Source organism: Psychrobacter sp. N25K4-3-2, from assembly GCF_015351755.1.
Classification (GTDB): Bacteria; Pseudomonadota; Gammaproteobacteria; order Pseudomonadales; family Moraxellaceae; genus Psychrobacter; species Psychrobacter glaciei.
In genome coordinates this window covers 493,825-507,125 of sequence record NZ_JADKLX010000003.1, presented here as the reverse complement: position 1 = coordinate 507,125, position 13,301 = coordinate 493,825, and the positions used below count along the sequence as shown (strand labels likewise).

The window sequence follows — 13,301 nt, the reverse complement described above, 5'->3', positions numbered from 1 at the left end:
TTATGCTTAATGATTGTTAGGGCGTGTCTTCGTTTCAAAATAGCAAACTTAATAACGCTTAAGCTAAATAACAGTCCGGCTAAACCGTTAACTTCGAGACTTAGTTTTGCGCTGAGACATAGGATCAGCGCTTAAGCTGCGATAGACTTCTATTCGGTCGAACGGCTGCAATGGATAACTGAGCGGCTGCTTTTGGGCATATATACCTACATGCCAACGCTTAGCCGCTGGTGTTATCACTTGTTCCACTTCCTCACACCACCTTGCTAATGCTGGAAATTGTATCAACCAGCCTGCTTGCGCGAGTGCCTCGTATAAAGTAGTCCCTTCAGCGACTGATAACGTCAAATAATGCTGACGCTGTGCCTCTTCAGCATACGCCAGATAGACCGTCATTAGCTTACCCACTGTATCACCCAACCTATCAACGCCAATAATAGCGCCACTGGTACAACCAAACGTATCGCTATCCGCCATAAGTTATAGAACGCTTCATTGCCAAAGTTTAGAGACTTGCGCAAATGACTGATTTTCATCTGCCAACCGGCGAAGATGGACAACAACAATACCGCGATACTACTGATAATAACCAGTATACCTACCAGCCATATAGTGGGTATGGCGATGACTAGTACCAGTGCTACCACAAAAGTGATCACCAAGCTGACCAACAGCCCAAACTTATGCGCTAACTGCTGTACGCTATAATGTAGCAAATAGCTGGCCACAAACAACACCCCTAGCCAATATACCAGCTGTCCAATCGGTGGTAATGCCATACCACTGATAAATAGTGCCACAATCCCAACCAACAATTGCACTATCCAGACGGGCAATACCAATTTGCTCGCACGATATTCTTGATTGGCACGAGTGCGTGCTGGTTTTTGTGCATTAATATTATTCACATCTATCGCTGTGACGACTTGCTTGGTTGATAAATGTTGACCGAACCAATATAGTCCTGTACCCGCCCCCACACTGACCAACGCTAAAGCAACCGCGCGCGCCCATTCACTCAAGCTGATACCAGTCATCGCAAAATCAATATTTGGCAAACCATTTGCGACGCCTAGCACCAAACCTACTAGCATTAAACCTAAACCAATCGGTAAAGGCGTAACACCGAGTAAGCTTAATAAGATAGCAATGACCATCAATCCCGCAGCGATCGCAAAGCTGGGAACGTCAGGTGCACTATTAAGGTCAGTAAGTGCCGATACAATACCAGTACTAGCACCTGATATAACTAGCGCAGCAATAACAATCGAAACCAGCGCTGCCAACCAACCAAAGCTGCGCCATAATGGACTGGCATCAGCCTCACGAGTGAGTTTCTGCATACCTGCGAACGGCGCATCGACACTACGATAGGCGAGCGCAATCTCGGCATATACCACGGGCAGTGATACTAGGACCATCGCCAAGAGCCAAAGCAACCAAAAGTCGATTTCACCAATGGCTGCAGGTGCAAACCAGCGAAACAATAATAGTGGTAACAGCGCTGCGATAAAATAAGAAGCATAGCGGGTCATCATAATCTAAATCCAAACGATCTAAAGTGAATAACGATAATTAATAATTATACAGACCAAGCAAAAGCATCTGTAGCTAGGCTTATAATCGTCTATATAATATAAAGGTATGTACAATATAAGGGACTGGCAGTTATAAAAAAACCCCGAAATCGGGGTTTAATAACTAAATAATGACTGACACGTAATCAGCGGCTTAATGGCAGTGTGCTATAAAGCAAACGCTGAAAATGCTTGCACTTAGTGAACAGCACTCACATAATCTGCCAAAATACGGATATCGCGATCTGATAGCTTAGAGGCTACCGTCTGCATCATACCTTTTTCGCCTTCTTTTGCCGCATCATTGGCACGTTTTTGATCATCGCTGTCGATGTCATCTTCACGTCCAGCTGCACGGAACAGTTTTAGCTGAGTGGCGATATATTGAGAGTGTTGTCCACCTAAACGTGGAAACGCTGCCCATGTGTTACCAGCCGCATCTGGACCATGACAACCTGCACAGCCAATAATGCCACGAGATTTATCACCACCTAAAAACAGCTTGGTCGCTTCTTGGTTGGTTGCCGGATTACCGAAGCCAACTCCCCAAGGCGCTTGGCTAGCATAATAGCCTGCCACATTGGCCAAATCTTGCTGTGATAAGTTCGCCACTTGCGACTGCATAATACCGTTCTTACGGTAACCGGCTTTAAAGTTGACCAACTGTTTATAGAGATACTTAACATTTTGGCCGCCTAAATTAGGCTGAGCAGGAACCACACTGACACCGTCAACACCATGACAAGCAGCACAGACTGTTTCTGCAATTTGCTTACCAGCGTTAACGTCATATTCGGGAACAACAATAGCAGCTTGTACGCTGAAACTTGCAACGCATAAGCTGGCAGCAGCGATTAACTTTTTCATTGATACAAATCCTACTAACTCGGCGTAAGTATTATTTAGAGTGATTGCATCGACAAGCACATTGATATACGTCGCGCTACTATATAGCGAAGTCAGCATATATTTTATGGGTTGGTCACAAACAGTCTGAAAGTACTTACTAACATCAGGGTTTATTTTGGATTATTATAGCAAGACTTTATAGTATTTGCCTACTTAATCGTAGTAACCACTGGTTTTTCTATTGGCGCTACTATAGGATGCTGCTTGAAAAACAAAAAGCGCATGAAGTGAGTGCTTCAAGCGCTTTATTTCGTTTATCTAAAATTTTGATCCAGCAGCTGTTATTTACTCATGTAGTCAATCAGTTTACGGTAGTCATCATTGCTACAGCTATCACAAAGTCCGCCAGCTGGCATCTGTGTCATACCACTTTTGACTGAGTTAATCAGGGCTGGCATGCCTTTTTGTTGTATTAGCTGCTGCCACTTAGCACTGTCGCCTTTTTTGATAGCATTTAACGCGCCACTATCGTGACAAGCCGCACATGAATTGTCATAGGTGGTGGCAATATCAGCAGCACTGGCGTTGGTTGTCATGGCTGTCGTTAGGACAAGCGCTGCACCACTGCCAATTAGTAGACGGCAAGTTTTGGTAAAAAGTGTGGTGATTGCAGACATAGGGCACCTCCTTAATTTTTTCGTACGCTTAATTAGATACCAACTTAATTAAATACTATAATAAACGTTTTTCATTAAACATTGTAACAATATATGTCAATTTAGTATACATGAATCGAGTTTGACTTTAGTAACGCTTTTTTATGCGAGGAAAACTTTCGCTAAGCGCTACTACACTTTAATGGTATGCTGTCATTTATATAAGACTAATCACCGTAATTTCAATAAGTAAGACGGTTAATAGTATAGAATAGTCACTGGTTTAAAACAGCGATTGTTGTCAGCAAGAGCCACTCGTATTCTATTTATTTAATGCGTCGCTTTGATGATTAGCCAACCACCAATTCTCACTACCGTATCCAATTTTTTGCAGATTAATGAGCCATTTATGAGTACCCCGTTTACAGATGTCGCCGCCGAACATGCGGTGTTTAATACCAAATCGCGCCAACGAATTCAGCAAACTGAGTTTATGACGTCAGCGCCTACTTTTCGCCTTTGTCCGCCTGATGTCGGGTTAGAGGTTGCTTTTGCAGGACGCTCAAACGCGGGTAAGTCCTCGGCCATTAATGCATTGACCAATCAGCGGCAGTTGGCGCGCTCGTCCAAGACCCCTGGTCGTACGCAGATGATTAACTTTTTTAGTATTGGCGATAAGCACAGACGTCTGGTTGATTTACCAGGCTATGGTTATGCTGCCGTGCCGCTGGAAATGAAAAAAGAATGGCAGGTCGAGTTGGAAGAATATTTGGTATCACGCTCAAGCCTAGCAGGCTTAGTGCTGATGACAGATATTCGTCATCCGCTCAAATTCTTTGATGAGCAAATGCTATTTTGGGCCAAAGAAGGTGAGCTACCCGTCCATATTTTGCTGACTAAAGCAGATAAATTGAAGTATGGTGCTTCTAAAAACGCCTTACTCAATACCCGCAAAAGACTGAAAGAGTTAGGTCTTAAATGTACCATTCAGTTATTTTCAGCCTTGAGAAAAGAAGGCCTCGATGAATTGGCTGGTGTGATGGGCAATTGGTACGATTACCAGCTTAATGACAACAAAATCATTGAATCCTCTTTTAATCTGCTTGATGATGACCCGCTCGAAGAAGAATTGCTCGAAGATAACGAACAGTCTGATAGTGATCAGCCTGCTAATGAACAATCTAATGATGAGCTGCCAACTGATAAATAAATAGCAGACCATTAGTTAGGGCGTGTCATCAATTAGCACATTGATACATTTAGTGGTCTTAAAATGGTTAAATTTTGCCAAACATCGTCAGAAATCTTGTCAATATGTTCATATTTACGGTAATTTCTTTCTTGTTTGGCTGCAATTTTCCTCATTTTAAGCCTCACAATCTAAATGATGACACGCCCTAGTAGCATTTTATAAAAATTGATAAAAAAAAGGGTTTATCGCTAATAGTGATAAACCCTTTTTTATTGTCATTTATCTGTCTGCTCTGAGTCTAGTCACACAACAGCTCAGCTAACGCTTGCGGTGTGTCAACTTGATAAGTAGGTAGCTGGGCAGCCAACTCAGCGCTGGATGCTGTCCCGTAGTTAACAGCAATACTAGTCATGCCAAGTTTATTTGCCATTTGAATATCATAAATACTATCACCGATAAATACGGCGTCAGATACTGGCTGCTGCGTATGATTCAAGATATCCGTCAGCATCTGCGGATCAGGCTTTGAACCTGACTCATCGGCACAGCGGGTAATATCAAAATAATCATGACTTGCCGAAGCATCCAGTACGCGATCCAGTCCACGCCGCTTTTTGCCGGTTGCAACAGCAAGCTTACGACCCTGCTGTTGTAAAGTCTTTAGCATGGTTTCTGTAGGGGCAAAGAACGGTGTGCGGTGGCTGTTTGGAATATAATAGTCAGCGTAGCTTTGTTGAATGGCAAGCTTTTGCGCCTCACTGGCCTGCGGATACAAAATCTCAATACCATTCATCAGGCTAAGACCAATGATGTCTTTGACGGCTTGATCGGTGGTTTGAAAGCCATGTGCCTCTCCTGCCACATGCATGGACTCAACAATCAGACCGATTGAATCCATCAACGTACCATCCCAATCAAAAATAACTAGCGTCTTGTCGGCTAAGCGATGATCAGACTGTTTATTCATGAATTTGCCTTAGTAAATGGTGCGCATTTATTTCAGATGCTAAAACGTCACGCCGACTTATTGGTAGAAATAAATAAGTGAGCATGACGTTTAGGATCAATACTTAATACCAGCTAAAATGTAACCTGAAACACGAGAGATTCAAGCTTATTCAGGCAATTTGGTTTGCTCTGGCAGCCAGTCAACCATCTCATCGGGCAATGGTGCCGTGATAGTTTTATAACCAGGAATGTCTAAGCGCCATGCATGCAAGCACAGACGATGCACGCCAGACTTGTCATGGACGTTATACTTACTGTCCCCTAGGATAGCATGACCAATATGAGCCAAATGCACACGAATTTGATGGGTACGACCCGTCAGTGGCTTAGCTTCTATCAAGCTGACTGGTTGACCGGCAATCATAAAACGTTCATGGACAATAATATCTGTCTGGCTTTCTTTGGATTGTGCGTCCTGAGCCTCTACTTTAACGCGGCGCTCACCGCTATCAAGTGTGTAGCGTAACAATGGCGCATCGATACGTTGCTCATTCAGGGCGGGTTGTCCTTTGGCAATACACAGATAATGTTTTTGAATAGTCTTATCGACCAAATACTGCTGCAATGTCTTTAGCGCTGAGCGTTTCTTAGAAATCATCAGCAGACCTGAGGTATCTTTGTCGATACGATGGATCAACTCTAGATATTTTTTACCAGTCACTTCACGCATGGCTTCGATGACGCCAAAATCAAGACCGCTGCCACCATGTACTGCAATGCCAGAAGGCTTATTAAGCACCAGCAGGCCATCATCTTCGTAGACCACACGTGCTAATAGGCTTTTAGCAAACTCGGTGCTGATGATGGGCTTTTCGCGGGTGGCGAGTACCACTGGCGCGATACGTACCACGTCTTCACGCTGTAATCTATCGTGGGCTTTACAACGCTTGTTATTGACTCGAATCTCATCTGAGCGAATCATTTTATAGATATGCGGTTTTGGCAAACCTTTTAGGCGGTTCAGCAAAAAGTTATCCAAGCGCTGGTCGTGCTGATGGCGAGTGACTTCAAGGTAATTAACCTTTCCAAAGTTACTAATCTCATCGTCGGCGCTTTGCGGACGGGTTTTGCTATTAAAAATAGCAGGAGCTTCATGGGTAGTTGCGTCGTCAGTCATTTTGGAGTTTGTCATTTTTAGTTAGGTATTTACACAAAGATTTGTTATAGTTTAACATGTTGAGCGCCAATTAAGCAGAGGTTGCGGCAATAATCCTTATTGTCTCAAACGACCGGTCGTCATCTTTACTACTTGCTAGTAACGAGGCATGCCTTGTCCCTCAAGCTAATTTTGCACGCATCATCTAATTTTTAGGACTAAATGCCAAGTAATACACGGCGTAGCGTCCAATAAGCGGTATTTATACCAAACATAATTGCTTCGATAATACTGACAAACAAGTCCATTTATCGAGCGATAGCAGTACACAACTACTCATTTAACGCACGACCACGACTTGATTTTTAATCATATTAGGCAAGCGCAGTTGAGCAAGTGACGGTAGTCCGATATTAAGAGTTTAGAGCTGCCTGAATATTGGCGGTCAAACAGATAAAATAGATGCATTATAAAAGAGATATACCCAACCGAGCTAATGAGCCGGTTACCTATTCTGTTTGCCAAGTACGCCCCGCTGAGCAACAGCGCAGTGGCACTCTTAAAATCAGATACCAAAATATATAGATGTTATAAGTTAAAATAATAGATAAAACAATTGAATTGATTTGAGCTAATATTGAGAGGTTCGCTGAATTTAACGGTTTGAAGTATAAACAGTACAGCGAATAAATTGTAACCATGTGGCAAGCGCTTCGATAGACTCTTACAAAGTATATTAAACGCCCTTCACCACTTTACATGTTAATCATCTTGGTAAAATTTATGGTGGCAAGGATGTTAATAGCCAAGCCTCTAAATCGATACAAAACGATTGGCATTCGGTGTTAATACTTTAGCGGCAATCATTGCGAGCCACTAAAATATTAACAGTAGATAACCTTACAGCCTTACACCCTGTATTAGTAGCTACTTAGAACCATCTGTCTGGTACGCTCAAACGTAGTCAATTCATTGTGAGTTAACAGGTAAGTTTTTTATGAGCGCCTCTTAATGCTCCCTTTTATTTATCCAACTTTATCTGAGCACGACGCTCCTCTCACATCTGGTATTTTTAGCTGATATCAATATTAGCGTCACTTGATACTACTGCCTTCTTGCTTTGGTTATTTTTATATTGATCGCTGTCCAATTGGCAGTCTGAATACATCGTGAATGTGGCTTGCTATAAAAGTCATTTAACGTAAAAGTTTATCATTCAGAGTTTTTCAATATAATAGCCCTTCTTGTCGTTGTCCTGTGTACTCATAGGATAATAGTATGAAACGTATTCTGATCAACGCCACTCAAAACGAAGAAATTCGTGTCGCCTTATGTAAAGGCAATCATCTTTACGATTTCGATTTAGAAAACCGTACCCGCGAACAAAAAAAATCTAACATTTATAAAGGCCACGTCACCCGTGTCGAGCCATCGCTTGAAGCCGTGTTTGTCGAATATGGCTCACAGCGCCAAGGGTTTTTGCCGATTCGTGAAATTTCTGCTGAATATCTAAGCGGCAATCCTCGTGACGAAAACATCAAAAAATTGATCAAAGAAGGCGATGAGCTAATCGTCCAAGTCGAGAAAGAGGAACGCGGCAATAAAGGCGCTGCCTTATCGACTTACGTATCATTGGCTGGACGTTATCTGGTATTAATGCCAAACAACCCTCGTGGTGGCGGTATCTCTCGTCAAATCTCTGGTAAATTACGCGAAGATATGAAGCGTATGCTGGGCAGTTTGGATTTGCCAAAAGGTATGAGCGTCATCATTCGTACTGCTGGTATCGGCAAAACCCAAGAAGACTTACAACATGATTTAAACCATCTGCTCAATATCTGGCAAGCCATCCAAGAACAAAACCAAAAATATCCATCACCGCGCTTGGTACATCAAGAAGCGGGCGTCGTCACACGTGCCGTGCGTGATTATCTGCGTGATGATATTGCTGAGATTTGGATCGATAACGAAAATGCTTATATTGAAGCGGCAGGTTTTATCGATGCGGTCATGCCAAAACAAGCAGAAAAACTGCGTAAATACACCGATTACGAGCCGATGTTTTCGCGCTTTAATATCGAAAAACAAATCGAAACAGCTTATCAGCGCGAAGTGCGTCTGCCATCAGGTGGTTCGATCGTCATTGACCAAACTGAAGCATTGGTCTCTATCGATATCAACTCTGCCAAATCTACTAAAGGCTCAGATGTCGCCGAGACTGCTTACCATACCAATTTAGAAGCAGCAGACGAGATTGCCCGTCAACTGCGCTTGCGTGATATGGGCGGCTTGATTGTCATTGACTTCATCGACATGAACGACAATAAGCACCAAAAAGAAGTTGAAAAACGTCTGGTTGATGCCACCAAATATGACCGTGCCCGCGTTCAATTTGGCGATATTTCTAAGTTTGGTTTGATGGAAATGAGCCGTCAGCGTCTGCGTCCGTCATTAGAAGAGTCGACCGGTTATATCTGCCCACGCTGTCATGGCAATGGCATGATTCGTGACTTGCGCTCGTTGTCACTATCGATTATGCGTCAGATTGAACAAATCGCACTCAAAGAGCGTCAAGGTGAAGTGCAAGCCGAAGTACCGACAGATATCGCAGCATTTTTATTGAATGAAAAACGTGATGCCTTAGTGTATCTTGAGCAAGACAGTGGTACGCGTATCACCATCTTGCCACACGCACATTTAGAATCGCCAAACTTTAAACTACACTTCAACCGTGACGGTTTTGCGCCTTCAAGCTACGAGCGTATCACTGATACTGCCCAAGAACACAGTGATCTTGGCTATAATGTTGATTGGCAAACGGCTGAAAAGGAACGTCCCGAACAGCAGCCTACCCGCCAGCCTCGTCAAACAAGAGATAGCAGCGCTACGAACCAAGCAACTAGCCCTGTAACTACTGCACCACAGAATACTGCTGAGCAGCAGAGCAGCACCGTCAATCATAGCAATGACCGCCGTAATAATACGAGCACTAATAACGCTTCATCGACGCACGCGCCACAAGATAATAAAGCGGCGAACGTCGCTGTTGCAGCACCTGCCGCTGCTATAACGACTCCGTCTCCTAGCGTCGCAACGACTGCCCAACCACAAGCTGTTGCTTGGTTGTCCAATCTATTTGCGCAAGCCCCGCAGGCACAAACAACCAATAGCATCAGTAGTCGTGATGCGGCTGAAGCCATCGAAGCGCTGGTGAATAATGGTGCGCAAAGCTTAGGCTCTTTTGGACAAGTGGATAGTAGTGCGCTGACTGGCAATGCTCAGAATCCATCGCAAACGACTCAGCAAGACAATATTCAAAAAAGCGACAACCAAGCGTCGAGTAATAATGCTAACCGTCAACAAGCACGTCGCAACACGGACAGTGATACTGACGACAACAGTGCTGAGGATAGAAGAAGACGTAAGCCACGCAAATCGAGATCTTCTAAGCCGCATCAAAGAAAAGAGCCGCGTGACGACACAAGCAGTGATAACGTAGCCAACAGTAGTGCCGATAGCAGCGCCGCCGGTAGCACTGATGACAAATCAGCTGACACCCAAGACAAACGTCAGCAGGATAATAGACGCACGAGTGATCGCAACCGTAATAATCGTCAAGATAACAGCCGTAATAGTAATAACAACGGGCATAGCGATAGTAACCGCGACGATGCTGAGCAAAAAGACAGCAACACGGCAGATGAGCAAACCCGCACTAAGCGTAAGTCAAACACTCAGCGTAGTTCACGCGGCAAGCTTGAGCGCGGCGAGACGTTAACAGCTGATAATGCTAAACAAAATACTCAGAAAACGGATACCGGTGCTAACAAAAACCAAGCGAGCACACGCCGTAATCAAGATCCTAACGAAGTGGTGCTACAGGTCAATGAAGCAACCAATGAGCTTAAGAAACCAGAAGTGGTTCACTTATCTCTGGATGATAGTAAGCCTGCACAGGTCACTCATCAATCTGCTGAAAAACCAAACTCGGCGCGTGACACTACGAAAGATGAGACTACAAAAGAACGTAGAGAAGACAGTGCAACTCAGCAGAACGCTGCTAAAGAGAGTACTAACCAGCAAAACAGTGCAGTGAAAAGTACTGACAAGCATGGCACTAATGAGCACGGTACGAATCAGCACGGTACTAGTCAAAAAAGTACTCAGGTAAAAAGCGCTGAAGAAAACATCACTACAGAAAAAAGTACTGATATAAAAGATAGTACTCAACAGGACAATGAGCCTGTTAGTGATACGAAAAGAAGCAGTACACAAGCAAATACTGCCGAAAGCACTGATGCAGAAGTGAGCACTACGGCAGATCCGGCGCAACAGGCTGCACCTACAGACGACCGTAAAGTCGATGACAAAACAGCGTCGGTAGATGAGCAAGCAGCGTCTAAAGGCAATAGTGACAGTCAAGCTGATAGTCAGAAGCCAGTAACTACTGAGGCAGCTAGCGTAGCAACAGCACCAAGCGCGCAAAAAACTGACGATGACAACGCGACTACGGCCGCGACGGATACTAGCAGCCCTAGTAACTCAGCGCTTGAGCTGACACATGACGCATTGTTTGCCAAACGCTACGTGACAGCTAAGAAGTTCGGACAAGCGAGCAATGACCCGCGTGTCGTTCGTAGTCAGCAAGCGCAATCTGCTGAGCAGCCTCAAGCAACTGAGCAAGCAGTAGCAAGCGTACCGACCATTCGTGGTTCGGTTGGTGATTTTGTTCGTAAAGCATTAACGGATGCAGAAAGTCGTTTAAAAAGTGATGGCGTCATTAGCTGCTTTATTGCTGCTATTGAAGCACATACGCAGAAAGCTCAAACGGCTGGCAATGGCACTAACGTTGAAGGCGATTCAAGCGAGAACAAAGGCGACGACAATGACTTTGCCACTCGTCGCTTTGACTTTAGCAACTACGGCTATCAGCCTTTAGCAGCGGATTACCTTGCCCGCTTTGAAGCAATGACGCAAGCGGTCAGTCAGTTTGCAGCGGCACAAGGCAAAACAGCCGTTGAGCCACGCGCTATTGGCAAACGTGCCAGCAACGATCCACGCGGTCAACATCCTGATTATCAGGAACCAGCTGTACTCACTATCCCTGATGAGCAAGCAGCGGAACCAACCGTTTCTGCTAGCGAGCCAGTCACTGAGTCTGAGCAAATCAGTAATGACGTTGATGCGCACAAGGTAGAAGCGACAGCCTTAGCCAATCAAACGCAAGCAGATGATGTTAGCGCTGATAGCGAGCAACTGCTAGAGGCAGAACAAGCGTTAGAGGAAACAAGCGTTGAAAGTCCTGACACCAAAAGCAATGATGTTGAAGAGGTTGAGGTGAAAGGTGCGGAGGTGAAAAGTGCTGAGGTTGAACTTGAGCAAACTGAGCAGCCTATAGTAGAGCAATCAACTAAAGAGGAAATTCAGGCGGCCAAGTCAAAAACGACGATAGCCAGTTATAAGAACATGATTGAGAATGTAGCAGAGCAACTACTGCCACAAACTGGCATGTTTAATTTAACCACGCCCAAAGTACCAAAAGCACGCAGTCGTAAGCCAAAGACTGACCATAAAAAGCCGACGCAAGCTGAAAAGCTAGAGTCTGATGAGTCAGACAGCGAAAGCTAGTCATATAAGCTCAAACGTAAAAGCCCCAAAGTTGTAAGCAACTTTGGGGCTTTTTTATGTTAGATACTGCTTGGAGCAAGCTATACATTAGTATGATCAGCGAGGTTAACGCTGTAGTGATTTTATAGTGGGCAAGCTATACCAATCATATTCAGTGCAACACCTTTAATGCGCAGAAGATGCGTCTTTATCCTTACCGCGTATTTTGCCAATGATCGTAATAATCGCGACCATGACCACCCCTACTACTAAGCCAACTAGGCCATTTAACAGCGTCGTTGTCACACTTTCAAACATTCCAGTCAAATGCGCCAAGTTTTCGACGCCATGATGTAAAAAGTCGATACCGTGTACCAAAATACCACCACCGACCAAGAACATAGCCAACGTCCCAGCGATAGATAAAAATTTCATCAGCTTAGGTGCCGCCGATACTAAAAATGCGCCCACCTTCTGCTTAATATTGCTCGATTGCTTCATCAGATGCAGACCAACATCATCCATTCTGACAATCCCAGCCACCAAACCATACACCCCAACGGTAATCGCTATCGCAATAATGGAGAGTACCAAGCTTTTTTCTAGCAAGCTTGCCCCTGCGGCTGAGCCTAAGGCAATGACAATAATCTCAGCAGACAGGATAAAATCCGTGCGGATAGCACCTTTGATTTTTCCTTTCTCAAAAGCGACTAGATCGACGGTTTCATCTGCATTGGCTTGCCGACGCGCATTTTGCTCCTCGTCGTGCGGTAAAATATGCGGCCAAAACTTATGGATGACTTTTTCAGCACCTTCATAAGCCAAGAATAGACCACCGCACATGAGCAAAAACGTGACCAAAGGTGGATAGATAGTACTGATTAATAACGCCGCAGGTACTAGGATGAGCTTATTGATGAATGAGCCTTTGGCGACCGCCCAAACCACGGGGAGCTCGCGACTGGCTTTGACACCTGTTACTTGCTCAGCGTTAAGGGCTAAGTCATCACCTAGCACACCAGCGGTTTTTTTTGCGGCCACTTTGGTCATGACCGAAACGTCATCGAGTATTACACTGATATCATCAAGTAGGGTTAATAAACTTGCACCTGCCATACGCGTTCCTTAGCGTGAATTCGCTTAAATTAGTAAATGTTGCAAAATGACGTTAATATTGTCATAAAAGTGATTATAAGCAATAGATTACCTAGACATGAGGCGATATTAAATAGTACAAATGTATTTTATTTTGCAAGGCCTAGCCGCTATCGATGCATTGTATTTACGAGTGGCATAAAAAACAGCCTTTAGAGATT

Annotated in this window: 9 protein-coding genes; 2 read left to right on the top strand and 7 right to left on the bottom strand. The window is 44.3% G+C overall.

Translation table 11 applies throughout. The annotated features are described in order from the left end of the window. Positions 1 to 87: 87 nt before the first annotated feature. From IOD06_RS10025 to IOD06_RS10010, 4 genes are all read right to left on the bottom strand, one after another. On the bottom strand, positions 88 to 408 hold the full coding sequence (locus IOD06_RS10025) for an RnfH family protein (RefSeq protein ID WP_320157436.1): 321 nt from the start codon (positions 406 to 408) through the stop codon (positions 88 to 90). Then, positions 396 to 1,538 carry a hypothetical protein gene (locus tag IOD06_RS10020; protein ID WP_194620768.1) on the bottom strand — a complete coding sequence of 381 codons (1,143 nt, stop codon included), beginning with the start codon at positions 1,536 to 1,538 and terminating at the stop codon, positions 396 to 398. The genes IOD06_RS10025 and IOD06_RS10020 overlap by 13 nt, the downstream gene beginning before the upstream one ends. Positions 1,539 to 1,775: 237 nt before the next feature. Then, positions 1,776 to 2,444: a cytochrome c gene (locus IOD06_RS10015; RefSeq protein ID WP_010195758.1), complete on the bottom strand. Its 669-nt coding sequence runs from the start codon at positions 2,442 to 2,444 to the stop codon at positions 1,776 to 1,778. Positions 2,445 to 2,767: 323 nt separating this feature from the next. Next, on the bottom strand, positions 2,768 to 3,103 hold the full coding sequence (locus IOD06_RS10010; protein ID WP_194620767.1) for a cytochrome c5 family protein: 336 nt from the start codon (positions 3,101 to 3,103) through the stop codon (positions 2,768 to 2,770). A 388-nt stretch (positions 3,104 to 3,491) separates the two neighbouring features. On the opposite strand from IOD06_RS10010, the gene yihA reads away from it, so the two are divergent. Next, positions 3,492 to 4,292, top strand: coding sequence for a ribosome biogenesis GTP-binding protein YihA/YsxC (gene yihA / locus IOD06_RS10005; protein WP_227669984.1), 801 nt, complete (start codon positions 3,492 to 3,494; stop codon positions 4,290 to 4,292). A 280-nt stretch (positions 4,293 to 4,572) separates the two neighbouring features. On the opposite strand, the gene IOD06_RS10000 is transcribed toward yihA, so the two are convergent. Continuing rightward, positions 4,573 to 5,241, bottom strand: a complete 669-nt coding sequence (locus tag IOD06_RS10000) for an HAD-IA family hydrolase (protein WP_194620765.1) — start codon at positions 5,239 to 5,241, stop codon at positions 4,573 to 4,575. 147 nt (positions 5,242 to 5,388) lie between these two features. Continuing rightward, entirely contained in the window at positions 5,389 to 6,399 is a 1,011-nt protein-coding gene (locus IOD06_RS09995) for an RluA family pseudouridine synthase (protein WP_194620764.1), read from the bottom strand. A gap of 1,257 nt (positions 6,400 to 7,656) precedes the next feature. Between IOD06_RS09995 and IOD06_RS09990 the strand changes: the two genes are divergently transcribed. After that, positions 7,657 to 12,006, top strand: a complete 4,350-nt coding sequence (locus IOD06_RS09990) for an Rne/Rng family ribonuclease (RefSeq protein ID WP_194620763.1) — start codon at positions 7,657 to 7,659, stop codon at positions 12,004 to 12,006. Between the two features lie 165 nt (positions 12,007 to 12,171). On the opposite strand, the gene IOD06_RS09985 is transcribed toward IOD06_RS09990, so the two are convergent. Then, positions 12,172 to 13,101: a DUF808 domain-containing protein gene (locus IOD06_RS09985; RefSeq protein WP_194620762.1), complete on the bottom strand. Its 930-nt coding sequence runs from the start codon at positions 13,099 to 13,101 to the stop codon at positions 12,172 to 12,174. Between the last annotated feature and the right edge of the window lie 200 nt (positions 13,102 to 13,301).